This is a genomic window from Anaerovorax odorimutans DSM 5092 (assembly GCF_000426305.1).
Taxonomy (GTDB): domain Bacteria; phylum Bacillota; class Clostridia; order Peptostreptococcales; family Anaerovoracaceae; genus Anaerovorax; species Anaerovorax odorimutans.
This window is the reverse complement of sequence record NZ_AUFC01000022.1, coordinates 35,891-52,934: the sequence shown is the minus strand read 5'-3', so window position 1 is coordinate 52,934 and position 17,044 is coordinate 35,891. Positions and strand designations below refer to the sequence as shown.

Sequence of the window (17,044 nt, the reverse complement as noted above, 5' to 3'; positions counted from 1 at the left end):
GTTTCTTCGCTATATTATGCTTGCAAATGAATCTAGAAGTACTATAGATTTAAGAACTATAGGAGGATTCTTTTTTCAAGTATGCGATGAGGTAGCAGACATTAGACTTTCAACATCATTAAAGTTAATAATTTCAACGCTTAAAGAAATTCTATCCGCGTATTCTCTAATCTCAGAAGAGATGACAGAGCAAATTTTGAGTACCTTTTTTTCGTCAATTCCTCAAGTTTGGAATCAAAAACTAAAATTGTGTGCGTAATCATATTTATTTTTCAAGGTGCATCCAGTTTTTTAAGCTGGGAAAGTTGAGTTATTAATTTTTAAATTATTATTTACATTGGATATATTTACATTATGAGCTATTATCATTTTTTCGCTCCTTTGTTTTACTTTTAATTTACATTTTTTATTTTTGTGCTTCTTTAGCACTATTTTACCTTATTTTTTGTCTATAATCAATAAAAATGTGCTAATATAAAACATTTTAGGTGATTATATGAAAATTAATACTCCAAATGATAAAAAGAATATTATAGGCGAACGCCTTAAGACCTATCGTAAGCAGAACAAAATTACTCAAGAAGATTTGGCTGCTAGACTTCAATTAGAATCTCTTACATTAGATAGAACAGCCATTTCTAAAATAGAACGTAATGAACGCCTTGTTACTGATTATGAAGTAGTTGCTATTGCTGCAGCTCTCAGAGTAGAAGTAAAATGGCTACTTACTGGTAAATGATAATTATCTAATCAATACTCTTAGTAAGTAGCCATTTTACTTTATCTAATACATTCTTTATTGCTTGAAGGTAAACTGTTTTCACGGTTATTTCTCTTTCATTACTTTCTAGTTCTTCATACTTTAATAGTATATCTTTAGTATGTGAATCTGCCTTTTTAAATATCTTACGCTTAAATTTTCTTATCTTTTTTACTTCATAATTAATTATCTCCATTTCTGACAATATTTTTTCTATCCTTTTATTTAGATATAACTCTAATATGATTTTACACCTCCCTTTTTAAATTTTTATATAGAAAAACTAAGAAGTTACTTATTTACCTTCTTAGTTCTCTTGTCATTATTATTTTCTGTTTTATCTATAATAATATTTTCCTGTGAAAGTTTTACAAGTTCCCAACCATTTCTAATTTTAGGATACATAGGACTATATCCTCTTCTACCGCTGCCATCTCCTATTAGATATAACTTATCTTTATATGGCTTAAGTAATTTCACTACCTCTTCAACTCTCTTCTTAATTTTTAAATTAGTTTCATCACATTTACCCCATGCAAGAACTACTTTAATAGAATTAGCAGCTGAATCTAAAATAATCTTATCATTATCTTGATTAGACATTTTCTTTATATCAGTATCCTTGCTTATCTTTCCTTCCAAACTACTAAATAGATTAACAATATCTACACATCCAAAACCTAGCTTAGACGTACAATTTATAATACAGCAAGTAGTAACATCTTGCTGTATTATATCTGATATTCCTGGCATTAGCATAATAACAGTTGCCTTAGGCAAAGTCTTATCCCACTCTTTAGCTAGTAAAAATCGTTCTTTCTTGTCTTGTGAATAATGAACCGTTGTTAACATAGTATTCTTTTGTATTTCCATTACAGTCTCCTTTAAAAATAAAAATAGCAGCTACCTTTTTAGATAACTACTTACTAAATAATAATATATATTAGATTTTCAATTAAAATTATGTCTAATAATTTATAACTTTACCAATAAATGAAATGAATGAATTATACCAATTTTAATAATTTACAATTTCATTAATCAAGTTATTGGGAGCTATTTTGAATGGCATTATTAAAGATATTCCAAAATCGTTATTGAAAAGGATTAAACAATTTAACCAATCTTCTTCATTTTCTGTTTTGATTTTAATAATATCCTCAACTATAACTGTATCGATATTTATATCAATATCTTTTAGTCTTTTAAAATCATCTTCGGATTCTATTACTAGAATATATCCTCCATCCTTACCATCTACATCTCGATCAATGCCATATTCATTATCAAGAATGGTTGCTTCCTCTTTAATTACTTTTGTCACTTCATCTGACAATCTAAGATTTTCTGTTTCTTCTATATGAGCTATTTTTATCATCTTTAAACTAATCCCCCTTTTTATATCTTATTACAAAAAGAAAGAACCTACAAAAGCTATTTTTTATTTACTTTGTAGGTTCTTAAATTATTTAATTAAATTGCATATTAATTAAATATGCTTAGTTATTTTGTATATATATATTTGACCTGTATTTTCACAAATTCCACTTGGTATTGATGGACAAAAATAAATTCTATCAGGAGCTTGATTTGTTATTTTTTTCATCTTTGTATGTAATTCACAATTAAAACTATTACCATTAATTGTTTTTGTAAGTTTATTTCTAACAATATTTCTATTTCTCTCAGGTGAACATTCAATAGACATCATATCCCCAATTTTGCTGTATCCACCATTATATTTTTTTATAATATATGGGACTTCTCTATCTATACAATATAAATGATATATTATTTCTTTCCTCCTATTATTGAACCCATAATTTAAATCATTAATTGACTCTTCAATATTTTCGTCAAAACATAAGTCAAACAAAATTATTTTTATTTTATTCACAAATTCATTTATATTATTTACTTTATCACAAAATATTAATAATACCTGCTTAAAAGCATCTAAATTATAAATATTTCTAATTCCTTCTATATCATCCAGCTTATATCCTATAACAGTAAATCCTCTATTAAATAATTGATTATTGCCTAAAGCCCTTTGAAATTTTTTATCTTCCTTAGAAATAGTTCCTTTAATATTATCTATAATTTCATTATGTTCTATTTCCCTTAAAAAGGTAAATACTTTCTCAAAAGACATACTTATAGATTTTATATCTTCATTATTCTTATTTTTATGCAATTCATTATATATGTCTTCTATAAAATTTTCATCTGATAAAATCACTTTATATGCTAGCTTTCTCAAAACATCAACCATTATTGAAAATTCCTCTACTATTGATACATCATTTTCTTTAAGTATTTTAAGTAATGTCATATTATTAATGACTAGAGCGTCTTTCATATAATAACCTCATTTTTCTCATTTCAAACAAGTCATTTTGTTCTTGGTCCATAAAGCCTTCAGGCCAATACTTTATCTCCGCTTTTTCATTTAAAGGTACTTCTTCAACATTACATCCATCATTCACATTAAAATAATTGATTATTAATTCAGAAGATTTTAACCCTGCATTTGTATCTATAACGGATTTTCTAAATCCATTTACAATATGTTCACTATGTGTCTCAATAAAAACTTGTACACCTGAATTTGCAATAACAGATAAAAATATTGCAATTTTAGATTGTGCTTGAGGATGTAAATGTAACTCTGGATTTTCAACTATAAGAATACTACCTCTATCTGAAATCAATCCTGCAATAATTATTGGTAATATAAAAGCAACACCATACCCAATATTAGTTTGATGCAAGTTATTTTTATCACCAAATAATAATGAAAAATGATTATCATATCCACTATTTTTAACGGTCACCTTATTATTTGGTAATATATAATTTAACCAATCATTAATTTGAATATCCAAAAATAAATTGTCTATATTACCCCAATAGTTTCTATCTCGATATGGCTTTATTAATTTTTTCTTACCTTTCTCAATTATATATCCCAAATATTCATTTTCCAATCCCAAGTATATATTATCAATGTTTCCTGCTCTTTGATTAATTGATATACTTCTTTCTGCGCTTAAATAAATTAATTTTGGAAAAAAATCCTCTATAAACTCGTTAATTAAAGTAGTTATTACATTTTGATCTTCAGTTGGGAAAAAACTTATTATAATATTTCTTTCTTCTGTATCAAACAATTGAAACGTAAAATTATCATCTTCTGCCTTATCAGATAAAATTTCATCAAATCCATATAAATTTATTTTATACTTGTTATTTGTTACATCTATACTTTTAATCCCCATCTTATTTGATTGTAAAACCATTTCCGATAATAATAAAGTCTGTATTAAAGATGATTTCCCTCCAGAATTAGCTCCTAAAAGTAAGTTAGCTTTATTAAAATTTATGGAACAGTTCTTAAATCCTTTAAATCCTTGTATCTTAATTTGTTTTATCATATAATTACTCGTATATACCTTTCAAAAAATTTTCTATTTTTAAGAATGCCGTATCAATTCTCATTGCATCATTAGTTGCATAAGAAATTGAATCATAAAGATATTTATCAGTATTAATTGCTTTTGCAAACGAATCTAATATTAATCCTTTTTTAATAACCTCTTTAGAATCATATTTACATATTAAAACTGATAAACATGTGAATAATGATTTATTTATCATATTTTTATTATTTGCTTTATAATTTATTTCTATCTTTCTAAAAGCATAACTATTAAACATTATCACAGCACTTTTCATAGATTTATAAAAATCTTCCTTGATTTGCTTAATTGGCAGTATTCTTAAATTATTATTTAAGATTTCTACTACATCATCCAAAAATTCATCCATTTTACCAATATACTTTAAATTAGAATATTGTTGATTATAAATTAAATAAAAACCAATAAATCGTAAAACTAATTCTTGATCCATCATTCTTTTCGGCTTAACCCCATAATTAGTTGCTATTTTGAATTCTGCTGATTCAGCGAGTTCTTTAATTAAATTTCTAGACTCTTTTTTTTAAATTGCGTTTCTAATTTCTTGCCTATTTAAACTTCTTCCTCCTGTATTTAACCTTTTGAATATGTCTAGCTTAACTTTATGAGGTGTTTCTGGTTCAATAATATTACAATCTATTTGATATGACCTCAATGCCCTTACCGATTTAGGTATTAACGAATTCTTTTCATTTTTCAGAAAATATTTATTATCATATTCATCCTCTAAATATTCTAAATTCCTTAATTTAAATTTATTATTAAAAAAATCTTTAATTACAGTTAATCTCTGAGCTCCATCAACAACTTGATATTTTCCATCATTATCTCTTGCTAAATAAAATACTGGCAATGGAATTTTTAATAAAATTGATTCTATTAATCTTGATTTTCTTGTAATATCCCATACAAAATTCCTTTGAAAATCTGGAGATAAATCCAAAATAGCCTCATCATAATCTGTCCCTGTAATCATCTCAACTATCTCTTTTAATGAAAATCTACCTTGGGTTATTCTAATTGAATTAGGATCATATGGAACTTTCTCTTCTTCATCCTCCTGATTATCTTCTATTGTATATTCTACACCTGATTCTAATGCCTCTCTTTTCATATCCCCTAATTGATTATATTTGTCAATAAATAATTCAATTATATCTTCAGTAGATTGTCTATATATATCAATATTATCTATACGCTTTGCATCATAACAATGTTCATCTTGATTAAGGATTGCTTCTAATCTTATATTAGACTCATCTTTAAAGATGTTACTTGTAGAACTTTCTTTCTTAAAGATTAAAAATTTACTTGTTTCTTCAATCATAATTTCAATTACTATCTTTTTATTAGTTGGCATACTTTAACTCCTTTATAATAAAATAGCTTTATAATAATATAGTAGTTCTTTTTAGTTTTATAATTTTATGCTTATAATATTATCTTTTTACTCAATTTTTTATATATTACCATCTAATTTACAAAAAATTAAACTTAATAGATTGTCCTTTATATACTATCATATTTTATATAACTCTGTAGAAAAATTTGGTTTATTATAATAAATTTATATAAAGACCTCTCCTTTCATTACTAAAGAAAAACAACCGTACAGCCTAAACTGTACGGTCGTGGGTTTCATGGTGAAGGTGGTGAGAGTCGAACTCACGTCCGAAAGCATTTCCGCAAGAATTTCTCCGAGCGCAGCTAATGATTTAAAATTTCGCCTCAGTTATCCCCCACTAGCAGGGTATAACCTTGACTATCCTATTGTTCCCCTGTGCTACTAGGAGCTCACACAGAGTTTTCCTGTATATTGACGTCAGATTCCAAACCTACAGGTGAATTTGGGCTGACGACGCACCGCATATAGCGGTTGCTGACTATGCAGCTAAAGCGTAATTGTTATTATTTTTAGCGTTTATATTTAAACGTGCCACTTTTTACGTAGACTTGGCAACTACGGCTCGCTTATCCTGATTCCATACCCCCGTCGAAACCTTTACACCCCCATATTTAATTATTATCAGTTTCTGATTCTCTCTCAAAGAGTACGGAAACTGCTTTAATCATTAATGGAATGTATGTTGCTGCAAATAAAATTTTTGCACCTTGCTTTACAGGTTTTTTTGATTTATTAGAAACTGAAGTTCCTATAACCACTCCCATAGAGGTTAAACATATTTTTAATAAGGCCATATCTTTCCAAGTAGCTTTTTTCATATATCGGTCTGTGTAATCAAATAAATTTTTCATAAGCAACCTCTTTTCTTTTTTAACTTTCTTCATTACCCATGAAAGTTATACCGATTATTATGCACTAAAATATGTCTTTGTATTCATTATACCCAATTAATTTACAAAATCAACATTAAATTTACATCAAGTAAAAATTACTAAAAATATTTACATATTTTCTCATCTATAATCTTAAGAATAGAGTCGTAATTATCTACACATTCCCAATCGTCTTTAATATAATATTTTACGGTATCATAAATTAAACTTTTATAGTTCTGTAAAACTTCCTCTTTAGTATCGCCTTTCTTTTTCATTTGATCTATATCAAATTCTGCATATTCTATTTTAATTTTACATCTTTTCTTTTCACTGCCGTCTGTTATATCATAAACAGAGATATCACAATTTGTAGAAAAAGGAGTATCTGGCATTAGTTTAATTTTTCTCATTATTATTTCTCCTTTGTATTTATTATATAACTTAGTATCTTGGTAATTCCAGATTTTATCCAGTAGGGAATTTAACAACATATTTCATTATATTACAATTTCTTATATAAAGTACTTTTAACATTTTAATAATTCTTATCATTTATCCTAACAGCTTGCTGCATTTTCCTGTCGGCATCTCTTTTAGCTATATCTTGACGTTTATCATAATCCTTTTTACCTCTGGCTACAGCAATCTCCATTTTTGCCATTCCTTTTTCATTTAGATATACATTTAACGGAACAATAGTCATACCTTTTAATGTAGTATATCCTATCAATTTCCTGATCTCCTGTTTATGCAAAAGCAATTTTCTTGGTCTAAGGGGATCTACATTATACCTGTTCCCTTGTTCAAAAGGACTTACATGCATACCATATATAATTAATTCTTCACCTTCAATTTTAGCATAACTTTCTTTTAAATTTAACTTTCCCTGCCGCATTGATTTAATCTCAGTACCTGTAAGTACCATACCTGCTTCATATGTTTCATCTATAAAATAATCATGCCTTGCTTTTTTATTATTGGCTAAAATCTTTTTTTTCTTCATTATTCCACCTTGTTTATAAACCCTATTTCATTAAATGGATATAGTCTTAAATCAGCTCTGCCAAGTATATCAGATACAGCTACCATACCAATTGCAGGATCTCTGCTGTCTAGACTGTTTGGTCTATTGTCCCCCATTACAAAGATGTGTCCGTCTTCGATTGTTACAGCATCCATATCACCTGAGCTAATGCCTTCACCTAAATAACCTTCATCAAGCTTTTTCCCGTTTCTATAAACAATTCCCTCTTTTATCTCTATAGTATCACCAGCAACTCCCATAACCCTTTTTATTAAATCCTTTTCCTCACCATTTTCCGTATAAATGTGTGCTTTAAAAACAATTATGTCGCCATTTTTTGGTTCTCCTGTAAGATAAGGAATTTTGTTTACGATCAAATAATTGTTTGGCTCTATAGTAGGATACATGGAATATCCCTTAACTAAAGTCGGCTTAATAAACGCTGTAATTACTAATGCTATTATTAAAGCAAGAATAATTGTCTTAGCAAATTCAAATATGGTTTTTTTCATTTTAACCCCCTAATTTTTTAATAAATTATTAATATTTGTTGAAAATTTTATCCTCAAAGTATCTAGTGAATTATTCCAATCTCATTAAATGGATATAACCTAAACACTGCTTTACCAACTATCTTATCGATTTGTACAAAACCCACACTAGGGTCTCTGCTATCCTTACTGTATTGCCTATTGTCTCCCATAACAAACAGACTATCTTCAGGAACTTTTTGATTTTCAACTTGGCCAGACGTATATGGCTCTAATATATACGGTTCATCTAAAAGCTCGTCGTTAACATATACTTTGCCGTCATCAATATTTATCACATCTCCCGGCAACCCAATAATTCTCTTAATAAGTAATTTTTCTTTACCGTCTTCTCTTTTAAGATCAGTATGAAATACTATAATATCCCCCTCTTTAGGCTCTTTAAATAAATATGCCTGCTTACTTAAAAATATATAATTATTTTCATATAACGTAGGCTGCATCGACATTTCCTTAACTATTGTAGGTTTTACAAACTGTATTATAATAATCGCTACAATTATTGCTATTACAATATCCTTAATCCATTCTTTCATTTAATTTCTCCTATGTTGTAAATATATTTATTCTATTTTACCAAATTCATTTAAAGGCCATATTACTAATTTACAGGAACCCCTTATTAAGCTCATATCTAAAGTTCCAACTCTTTCATCTCTACTGTCTATACTGTTGCTTCGATTATCTCCTAATACAAATACTTCCTCTTCACCTACTATAATAGGTCCAAAATCGCCTTTTATCTCTCCGGAAATGTAATTTTCTTTTATAGTTTTACCATTCCTATATACTTTTCCATCTTTTATTTGAATTTTATCTCCTGGCAATCCAATGACTCTGCGAATAGTATTATCTCCTTTATCGCCATCTTGTATAAAATCTTTTTTAAAAGCTACTACTTGCTGAAACTCTGGCACTCCTCTATTTTTTGAATAGTTTTCTTTAGAAACAATAATCACTTGCCTATCTTTTATAGTAGGAAGCATAGCTTCACCATCAGAAACAATGGGTCTTATAAACATAGTCATAATCCAAGCTAATATCACAGGGTAAATATATATTTTATATTTTTCTTTAAAAGATTTGTTATTATCATCATATCCTGTCATATCGGTCTCCTTAATACTTACTAATCAAATAAATTGTTTTTTATAATTTGTAAATTAGATGGCAACTCTGATATTACATTTAAATCATTTAGATAATCTAAAGGCTCTATTCCTTTTTTAATTTTTAATTTATAAGCATGAAGAAATTGTGTTCTCAAACCAAACTGCTTAGCTATTTTTTCATTAGTATATTTATTCCCATATTTTGTATCTCCGATAACCGGAAAACCTGCACTTGCCAAATGTGCCCTGATTTGATGAGTTCTGCCCGTTACAAGTTCTACTTCTGTTAAAGTATATCCTTTGGCTGATTTTAAAGGTCTTGCTATAGTTTCCATGACCTTTCCTTCGCTGGATTCTAAGGGCGATACTGTAACAACATTTTTAGTCAGATTTTTTTCCATTTTATCTATAAGTTTTAAATCTTTTTTTAATTCTCCAACAACAATTGTAAGATAAAATTTACTTATATAATCTTTTTCTCTTATCATTTTATTTAGACTTTGCAATGCTTTATTATTTTTACCAAATATGACAAGACCCGTTGTATTACGGTCAAGTCTATTTACAGGTGAAGGCATAAAGGTTCTTTCTCTGCTAGGATCATATTCTCCCGTATCTGCCAAATATCCTGCAACTTGATTAGCCAGATGATTTTTCTTTTCTGTCTTATCTCCATGAGTTAAGAGTCCATATGGTTTCTCAACTATAAGGATATTTTCATCTTCATAAGCAATATTAAATTGCCTCTTAGATTTTGCAAAAGATTTCTTTTCTCTATATGCTTTTGCTTCTTCATCTGATATATATATTTTTAATTCGTCTTCCTGCTGCAAAACGCTTTCAATCTTAGCCCTCTTTCCGTTTAATTTTACATCTTTACGAATAAGTTTATAAATATAACTTAAAGGGGCACTTTTGAAATATTTCTTTAGGAATCTGTCCAGTCTTTGGTTGTCCTCATTTTCAGTAATTATCAGTTTTATCAATATATTACTCCTAAATTATGAAAAATTATAGAATTTTTTGTGATAGAAAATTAAAAAATTAAAATATTTTTAAGTAAATAATTAACATAAATTTCTTTTTTATTCCTTAAGCTAAAATAAATTATACAACAGTTTATTATATAAATACACCATGTAAACAAAACTTAATAAATAATTACAAAATAACATTTGTACTTATTCTATATATGTGATAAATTGAAAATATAGTATATATAAATTTATACAAAATTATATTAAAAAATATGTTTTTGTAATATTATGTAGTTTTAAAGGGCACATTAGCAGAATATAAGGTTAAAAAACTGCCATCATGTGCAAAAAGAAATTTTAAATATATTTTGAAATTCTGATTGCACTTTTAATATGGACAAATAAAGTCCTATGATATTGACAAATATGAAAAGTCACATTGATAATTGGTAGTATTTTAATTATCAAGATGGCAATATGTACAATTAGCTACTCAATTATTCTAATAATTACTATTAATATACAATAATTTAGAAAGAAAAGAAAGGTACTTAAAATGCAAACATTTAGAAATATTATATATGATAAAAATGATATTTTAATAGCTCTTGTTATTATTTGTATAGCAGGGCTGATTATATTTAATCGAATTAACGTTATAATGTCTTATCCTTCAAGCTTGACAATAGAAAAGGCAGGCAATGAAAGTAAACACACCACATCAGATAATAAGTCTGACAATAAAGCTGCAACTACTACAGATGAAAGTATAGACAATTCTAAAGGGAATGAAAAAACTTCATCAGAATCTGACAATACAAAGAAGTCGGATGATATTGTAAAATACTCTGTTTATATTGAACCTGGATCTACAGACTCAAAAATTGCTGACACTCTTCTGAGCGTAAATCTAATAAAGGATAAACAGGAATTTTATGATGCAATTGCAGCTGCCGGAGCAGATTCTAAGCTTAAAGCAGGAACTTTTATAATTCCTTCAAATTCTACACCGGCAGACATTGTTGCAATTATAACTAAATAATATTAATCATTTTCAAGGAGTCTGATTATTTTATCTAGTCGGGCTCTTTGTTGTTGATTCATCATACCTCTTAAAGCTTTGACTGCCATCATTTGTTTTTCAAACTGTGCTTTATCTGATTTCATTGCTTTCTTTAAATTAAGAATTTCACCAATTAATTCATCATCACTTTTCCCTTTGTATTTTTCTGCCATTCCGGCAGCTTTTTTTGAATTAGAATCGTTACCCTGTATTCCTAATTGATTTGCTAAATCATTCAGCATTTTATTATTAAGATCCATATGTATCCCTCCCTTTTATTTTATTTTTATTAATTTCAATATATCTTACTATATAATTATATGCACTCATAAAGCTTTCTTGACATATAATAATTAATAATTAAAACTGAAAAAGTTAATCCAATCGTAGATTGGGAACTTTCTGTATGGCACCTACTTTTAATTTGCTCTGCAAATTTAGTTAGGTGCTCAACTGAAAAAGTTAATCCAATCATAGATTGGGAACTTTCTGTATGGCACCTACGCTATGCTTCGCTGTCCCATTTTCCATTACAGCTAAAGCTGTGGTAAATGGGCTCCTACTTTGAATTTGCTCTGCAAATTTAGTTAGGTATATTATTTTCCTTGGGGAGGTACATATGAATCCTATTCTTATTTTAATTATTATATTAATCTTTGGTAATCAAGGGGGTATTAATAAAAGTATCTCTGAGGGTAAGGTAAAGGCCATGAATCTTAAAATTCCATCTCCGCCTACTTATTTTGATACTTTTAAAATGGAATTATTCCTTGATCGTATGCATTCTATAACTAATGCTCTTGAAAAAATTAATCATTTAAATCAAGTACGACAAGTACCTATGAACAAATCAAATTATTTGGACAGAATTCAAGATTCTCTTGATGCTGTACGTGGTTTTTTATCTGAAAATAAAACCAGCAATCAAATAGACAATATTTCTAATACAATTTCAGGTGTAAAAAAGTTTGGAGATATAGAAAATATTATGAGTACAATGGCTCCTATTATTTCAATGTTAACTAATAATAGCGAAAATTAGCTCAATAAAAATATAAATTGTGATATGCAACTTCCTATATACAGGTGTATAATGGATATAATAATTTAAAATACACTATTGAGTTCAATTGGAGGTTAATTATTATGGCTATTGTAACTACAACTGAAATGTTTAAAAAGGCTTATGAAGGTGGATATGCTATCGGGGCATTTAATGTAAACAACATGGAAATTATACAAGGTATCACAGAAGCTGCAAAAGAGGAAAACGCTCCTCTTATTCTTCAGGTTTCTAAAGGTGCTAGAAAATATGCTAAACATAACTATTTAATTAAACTAGTGGAAGCAGCTATTTTAGAAACAGATCTTCCAATAGCACTTCATTTAGATCACGGAGCAGATTTTGAAATTTGTAAATCATGCATCGATGGAGGCTTTTCTTCTGTTATGATTGATGGGTCTCATTTGCCATTTGAAGAAAATATTGCACTAACAAAAAAAGTAGTAGAATACGCTCATGCTCATGGATGCGTAGTAGAAGGTGAATTAGGTCAGCTTGCTGGCGTCGAAGATGATGTCAACGTTGAAAATCATTCTTATACTGATCCAGCTCAAGTAGAAGAATTTGTAGAGAAAACTAACGTTGATTCACTTGCCATTGCAATTGGGACATCCCATGGAGCATATAAATTCAAACCAGGTCAAAAACCTATGCTTCGTTTTGATATATTAGATGAAGTTTCTAAAAGACTTCCCGGATTTCCTATCGTACTTCATGGAGCATCTTCTGTAATTCCGGAATTTGTAGAAAAAGTCAATAAATATGGCGGTGCCATGCCAGATGCTATCGGTATCCCTGAAGATATGCTTCGTCAGGCTGCAAAAAGCTCTGTTTGTAAGATTAATATAGACTCAGATCTTCGCCTTGCAATGACTGCAGCAGTTAGAGAACATCTTGCTAATAATCCATCCGACTTTGATCCAAGACAATATTTAACCCCTGCCCGTGATGCTATCAGAGATATGGTAAAGCGTAAAATTGTCAATGTTCTTGGTTGTAACGGAAAAGCATAAATAAAAGATATAATGCAAAATGCATATTCTTTTATACCTTAAATTAAAAAAAACATCATGTATTTATTACAGTTATAGGTACAAATTACATATTTTTTATATTAAGCTGTTTGCATATGCAAACAGCTTTTTAATTTAAATTCTTTGTATTTGACAATAAAAAAAGTATATACGAAAATTAAAACATTAATAACAGATAAGTTTCTTAAATCTAAAAACAATAATCTTTTTTGAAACAAAATTAAAAACCAACAGTCTTATACATAAGGAGGTGAAAAAGTGACAGATTTTGAAGAAATATATAAACAGCATTTCACAAATGTATATAAATATGTATTAACTCTTTGCAAAGATGAATCAACAGCAGAAGAAATTACACAAGAAACTTTTTTCAAAGCAATAAAAAATATTAAGAAGTTCAAAGGAAACTGTAAATTGTATGTGTGGCTTTGTCAAATTGCTAAAAATACCTATTTTACACAATATCAGAAACAAAAAAAGATATCTGACACTTGTATTGATTTTTCTAATACTCCATTTGATCTAGAGAAAAATTATCTTGATAAGGAGACTATAAAGAGATTACATTGTCTTATACATAATATGAAGGAACCATATAAAGAAGTTTTCACTTTAAGAGTTTTTGGAGAATTACCATTCACTCAAATTGGAGAATTATTTGAGAAAACAGATAATTGGGCAAGACTTATTTTTTATCGTGCAAAAAAACAACTACAGGAGGAATTGAAATGAAAATAGATTGTGATATTATAAAAGATTTATTACCTTTATATGTGGATGGCGTTTGCAGCCAAAAGAGTAAAGAAATGATAGAAAAACATATTAATGAGTGTCCCTTATGCAAAGAAGAACTTAAACTTATGCATCAAGAATTACCTTTTAACCCTATAGAAAAGAATTTAAATGAAGCTGAATCTGTAAAAAAAATATCTAAAGAATGGAAAAAAGGAATGTTTAAATCACTTATTGAAGGTATATTAATCACATGTGTTTTTGCACTTATCCTTTTTATCTTTTTTGATATAAAAATATCATAAAAGAACCAATTGCTATATTTAAATTATATAACTGTAATCATTTAAAATTTACACAAGTTTTTTAATTGGGGCCTGAAATTCATAAGATATCTCATCTAAATTATTAGTAATAGAATAATCTACCCATTGCATCTGCAAAATATCTCCTGCCAGCATATATCCTCCTCTTTTTATAAAATCCATTAAATTTTCAATACTTTTTCTTCTGTCCCAGAACTTTCCTATAAAATACAAACAAGCAAAATTTCCTTCTTCGATTTCTATAACTTTATCATCGCTAACCTCTTTATTTTCCTCATCGCATAGAATAATCATCTTAGCAAGCAAAGGGGTTTTACCTTTATCTATATCTGATTTTGATATAATACCTCCGTATCTATTTGTAGCAAAAATAGGCATTGCTTTGTCTTTATCAGGAAGCATGCTCTCTAATTGAACTGAATCGTAGCTTAGTTCAACTTCGTCAGAAACAACACGATTAAATGTTACATACTTTCTTTTTGAAAATTGCTTTATTTTTATTTCATTTGTAATTCCGGTATCTTCAAGTTCTCGGATAAAATTTAACTTTTCTTCTATTTCAGATTTTAACTTAACTAAAGAATCAATTTTAGAATCTAGTAAATTTTTTTGTTCCATTAGCAATTCGCAAGAACCTCTAACCGTTCTATTTTCTAAATAAGTCTTAATATCCTTAAGAGGCATACCTAAATTGCACAACTCTCTGATCGTACCCAGTTTTTCATATTGAAGAATAGAATAATATCTATAATTTGTTTCTGGATCAACATAAATAGGTTTAAATAAATCTATTCTGTCATAGTACCTTAAAGTTTCAGTAGTTACATTACGCAATTTAGCCATTTCGGTAATTGAAATAATATCTTTCATAACATATCACTCCAAAAATTAAAATATGAAAATAAATATATATTTTCTAAATTATAACTTAAAGAATTATTGATATCCACCAATCTTTTTCTTAAACAATATTAATTTCCCCAAAAAATAATAAACTATTAAAGAATATAAAGTTGCACCTCCTGTAGCCGTAATATATTGGAATGCATTAGTGTATTCTAAAGTAACAGGATCTAAAAACAAATAATATACAGGTATAGCTGTAATAAACACAAATATTGCTACAAGATTGAATCCCTTCCAAAATCTATATTTAGAATCCTCCGTCTTATTATACAATGCTCTTAAATCTAAATCCTGTTTTCTGAATATAAAATAATCCACAAATTGAATAGCTATGATAGGGCTATAAATGGTACAGGCTAATCCTAAAATAATATAAAACTTATCATATAATGCAGTAGAAAAAAACATCCCAATTAAAACAGGTATCATAAATATGCCGGTCACAGTGATCCATTCTTTTTTATAGAAAAATTTAATCTGCTTAAAACCTAAACAAATATTATAAGTAATAATAGAACAAGCAGTTAAATTAGCCATACTCAATGAAATAAGCGCTATAATTCCTAATAAAATTCCTCCTATTGGAATCATCCAAGTAGATGGATCTGTTGTCCCTATAAGTAGTGCTGCCGCAACTCCTGCAGCAGTTCCTAAAGTTGCTGCAAAAACCAAACCTAAAATATTAGGCCAATAAGCTGCCCTGCTGTTTTTACATAATCTGCCCAGGCCACCCATATTAGGCCACCATGAAAATCCTGCACCTAAGCTTAATTCAAAAGCTATTAAAAAATTTAACCACTTGCTTTCAAATGGTGCTAAAGGCTGTGCATTAAATATCATATCAAATCCAAATTTTTTACCCATAATTAAGATAGAACCTATAATTATAAGTACAACAACAGGAGCAAAAATAGTATTTAATTTACCCATAAGCTTAGGACCTTTCAATGTAATACCCCATACTGCAAAGGCAGCAAGCAATGAAAGTATTAATAAAGGAACCTTGCCTTTTACTTCAACACCCGTAAGATTTATAAAAATTTGAATCACAGCACGCCCCACCATAGAAGAAAATACTATAATCCAGCAAGCTTGTATAATTGCCAATAAAATCATTAATGCTTTCGTTCCGTTATGACCCAGAAAACTTCCTCCTACTGTATAATTATCAATTCCATATTTTGAAGAAGGGATCATAGTAGTTGTAATCATTAATAAAACAGCAATCATATTCCCGGAAATTGAAGCCAAAATTGCTGTTTTAAATCCTACAAACAGAGATAGGGACCCTCCAATCATAAAACACCATGTTGCAAGAGCAAACCCAGTTATTACATAAGTATAATTAAGAAATCCGTAAATTCTGTCCTTACCAAGTACAGGTAAAACATCAAACTGAGCTTCTCTATTAGCATCAAATTCTTTCTGTATTGTCATTTCACACCTCATATATAATTCTTCTTATTTCAAAGGCAACCTATAATAAATTATTCTTAAATATTAATTTATAGGCTTTTATAAATATAAAAACGCTTGAAATACTACAATAGTAACTCCGAATAAAATCCCGCAAGCTATTGCTAATAAATAATCTTTTTTTGGTAAAGGTGCAATAACTCCATCTTTCTTCTCAATCTCCGCAATACTATCAAACAAATCATTTTCAACGGATTCTTCCATTCCGGTTTTTCCCTTAAGTTCGTTCCTTATTTCTTCTACACTACCCATTTTCAT

General features: G+C 28.4%; 25 protein-coding genes and 1 other RNA gene. 7 read left to right on the top strand and 19 right to left on the bottom strand.

Annotated elements, in window-relative coordinates; genetic code table 11:
• A partial coding sequence (locus K292_RS18840; protein WP_027399612.1) for a hypothetical protein occupies positions 1 to 259 on the top strand: 259 nt, incomplete at its 5' end.
• A 237-nt stretch (positions 260 to 496) separates the two neighbouring features.
• Positions 497 to 739 carry a helix-turn-helix domain-containing protein gene (locus K292_RS0109275; RefSeq protein WP_027399611.1) on the top strand — a complete coding sequence of 81 codons (243 nt, stop codon included), beginning with the start codon at positions 497 to 499 and terminating at the stop codon, positions 737 to 739.
• A gap of 7 nt (positions 740 to 746) precedes the next feature.
• Here K292_RS0109275 and K292_RS0109270 read toward each other — a convergent pair whose 3' ends face one another.
• The 15 genes from K292_RS0109270 to K292_RS0109205 form a co-directional block, all read right to left on the bottom strand.
• Positions 747 to 965: a hypothetical protein gene (locus tag K292_RS0109270; protein WP_027399610.1), complete on the bottom strand. Its 219-nt coding sequence runs from the start codon at positions 963 to 965 to the stop codon at positions 747 to 749.
• A gap of 86 nt (positions 966 to 1,051) precedes the next feature.
• Entirely contained in the window at positions 1,052 to 1,633 is a 582-nt protein-coding gene (locus K292_RS16625; RefSeq protein WP_051280580.1) for a DUF1643 domain-containing protein, read from the bottom strand.
• A 145-nt stretch (positions 1,634 to 1,778) separates the two neighbouring features.
• The gene (locus tag K292_RS0109260; protein ID WP_027399609.1) at positions 1,779 to 2,138 is read right to left on the bottom strand and encodes a hypothetical protein; all 360 of its coding nucleotides are present in this window, start codon (positions 2,136 to 2,138) and stop codon (positions 1,779 to 1,781) included.
• A 111-nt stretch (positions 2,139 to 2,249) separates the two neighbouring features.
• Positions 2,250 to 3,122 carry a DUF3201 domain-containing protein gene (locus K292_RS0109255; protein WP_027399608.1) on the bottom strand — a complete coding sequence of 291 codons (873 nt, stop codon included), beginning with the start codon at positions 3,120 to 3,122 and terminating at the stop codon, positions 2,250 to 2,252.
• Positions 3,100 to 4,197, bottom strand: coding sequence for an AAA family ATPase (locus K292_RS17885; protein ID WP_027399607.1), 1,098 nt, complete (start codon positions 4,195 to 4,197; stop codon positions 3,100 to 3,102). Before K292_RS17885 ends, K292_RS0109255 begins: the two co-directional genes overlap by 23 nt.
• A gap of 4 nt (positions 4,198 to 4,201) precedes the next feature.
• A complete protein-coding gene (locus K292_RS0109245) occupies positions 4,202 to 4,678 on the bottom strand; it encodes a hypothetical protein (protein ID WP_027399606.1) in 477 nt (158 codons plus the stop codon).
• A gap of 87 nt (positions 4,679 to 4,765) precedes the next feature.
• Positions 4,766 to 5,602 (bottom strand): DUF262 domain-containing protein, encoded by an 837-nt coding sequence (locus K292_RS0109240; RefSeq protein WP_027399605.1) that lies wholly within the window; start codon positions 5,600 to 5,602, stop codon positions 4,766 to 4,768.
• A gap of 281 nt (positions 5,603 to 5,883) precedes the next feature.
• Positions 5,884 to 6,254: a transfer-messenger RNA gene (gene ssrA / locus K292_RS18275) on the bottom strand.
• 4 nt (positions 6,255 to 6,258) lie between these two features.
• Positions 6,259 to 6,498, bottom strand: coding sequence for a hypothetical protein (locus tag K292_RS0109235; protein ID WP_037372924.1), 240 nt, complete (start codon positions 6,496 to 6,498; stop codon positions 6,259 to 6,261).
• 140 nt (positions 6,499 to 6,638) lie between these two features.
• On the bottom strand, positions 6,639 to 6,932 hold the full coding sequence (locus K292_RS0109230) for a hypothetical protein (protein WP_027399603.1): 294 nt from the start codon (positions 6,930 to 6,932) through the stop codon (positions 6,639 to 6,641).
• Between the two features lie 125 nt (positions 6,933 to 7,057).
• Positions 7,058 to 7,525 (bottom strand): SsrA-binding protein SmpB, encoded by a 468-nt coding sequence (smpB, locus tag K292_RS0109225; RefSeq protein WP_027399602.1) that lies wholly within the window; start codon positions 7,523 to 7,525, stop codon positions 7,058 to 7,060.
• The gene (gene lepB, locus K292_RS0109220) at positions 7,525 to 8,058 is read right to left on the bottom strand and encodes a signal peptidase I (protein WP_027399601.1); all 534 of its coding nucleotides are present in this window, start codon (positions 8,056 to 8,058) and stop codon (positions 7,525 to 7,527) included. Before lepB (K292_RS0109220) ends, smpB begins: the two co-directional genes overlap by 1 nt.
• 62 nt (positions 8,059 to 8,120) lie before the next feature.
• The gene (gene lepB, locus K292_RS0109215; RefSeq protein WP_027399600.1) at positions 8,121 to 8,633 is read right to left on the bottom strand and encodes a signal peptidase I; all 513 of its coding nucleotides are present in this window, start codon (positions 8,631 to 8,633) and stop codon (positions 8,121 to 8,123) included.
• 27 nt (positions 8,634 to 8,660) lie between these two features.
• The gene (lepB, locus tag K292_RS0109210) at positions 8,661 to 9,206 is read right to left on the bottom strand and encodes a signal peptidase I (protein WP_027399599.1); all 546 of its coding nucleotides are present in this window, start codon (positions 9,204 to 9,206) and stop codon (positions 8,661 to 8,663) included.
• Between the two features lie 20 nt (positions 9,207 to 9,226).
• The gene (locus K292_RS0109205; protein ID WP_027399598.1) at positions 9,227 to 10,195 is read right to left on the bottom strand and encodes an RluA family pseudouridine synthase; all 969 of its coding nucleotides are present in this window, start codon (positions 10,193 to 10,195) and stop codon (positions 9,227 to 9,229) included.
• A 547-nt stretch (positions 10,196 to 10,742) separates the two neighbouring features.
• Here K292_RS0109205 and K292_RS0109200 point away from each other — a divergent pair.
• Entirely contained in the window at positions 10,743 to 11,228 is a 486-nt protein-coding gene (locus K292_RS0109200; protein ID WP_027399597.1) for an MltG/YceG/YrrL family protein, read from the top strand.
• 2 nt (positions 11,229 to 11,230) lie between these two features.
• On the opposite strand, the gene K292_RS0109195 is transcribed toward K292_RS0109200, so the two are convergent.
• A complete protein-coding gene (locus K292_RS0109195; RefSeq protein ID WP_027399596.1) occupies positions 11,231 to 11,509 on the bottom strand; it encodes a hypothetical protein in 279 nt (92 codons plus the stop codon).
• Between the two features lie 359 nt (positions 11,510 to 11,868).
• Between K292_RS0109195 and K292_RS0109190 the strand changes: the two genes are divergently transcribed.
• The 4 genes from K292_RS0109190 (at position 11,869) to K292_RS0109175 (ending at position 14,383) form a co-directional block, all read left to right on the top strand.
• Positions 11,869 to 12,291 (top strand): hypothetical protein, encoded by a 423-nt coding sequence (locus tag K292_RS0109190; protein ID WP_027399595.1) that lies wholly within the window; start codon positions 11,869 to 11,871, stop codon positions 12,289 to 12,291.
• A gap of 104 nt (positions 12,292 to 12,395) precedes the next feature.
• On the top strand, positions 12,396 to 13,325 hold the full coding sequence (gene fba, locus K292_RS0109185) for a class II fructose-1,6-bisphosphate aldolase (protein WP_027399594.1): 930 nt from the start codon (positions 12,396 to 12,398) through the stop codon (positions 13,323 to 13,325).
• A 279-nt stretch (positions 13,326 to 13,604) separates the two neighbouring features.
• On the top strand, positions 13,605 to 14,078 hold the full coding sequence (locus K292_RS0109180) for an RNA polymerase sigma factor (protein WP_027399593.1): 474 nt from the start codon (positions 13,605 to 13,607) through the stop codon (positions 14,076 to 14,078).
• Entirely contained in the window at positions 14,075 to 14,383 is a 309-nt protein-coding gene (locus tag K292_RS0109175) for a zf-HC2 domain-containing protein (RefSeq protein ID WP_027399592.1), read from the top strand. Before K292_RS0109180 ends, K292_RS0109175 begins: the two co-directional genes overlap by 4 nt.
• Positions 14,384 to 14,431: 48 nt before the next feature.
• Here the strand turns inward: K292_RS0109175 and K292_RS0109170 are convergent, their stop codons facing one another.
• The 3 genes from K292_RS0109170 to K292_RS0109160 form a co-directional block, all read right to left on the bottom strand.
• Complete coding sequence (locus tag K292_RS0109170; protein ID WP_027399591.1) at positions 14,432 to 15,274, bottom strand: MerR family transcriptional regulator; 843 nt, start codon at positions 15,272 to 15,274, stop codon at positions 14,432 to 14,434.
• 66 nt (positions 15,275 to 15,340) lie between these two features.
• Complete coding sequence (locus K292_RS0109165; protein ID WP_169515450.1) at positions 15,341 to 16,747, bottom strand: cytosine permease; 1,407 nt, start codon at positions 16,745 to 16,747, stop codon at positions 15,341 to 15,343.
• A gap of 78 nt (positions 16,748 to 16,825) precedes the next feature.
• The gene (locus K292_RS0109160; RefSeq protein ID WP_027399589.1) at positions 16,826 to 17,038 is read right to left on the bottom strand and encodes a hypothetical protein; all 213 of its coding nucleotides are present in this window, start codon (positions 17,036 to 17,038) and stop codon (positions 16,826 to 16,828) included.
• Positions 17,039 to 17,044: the final 6 nt, after the last annotated feature.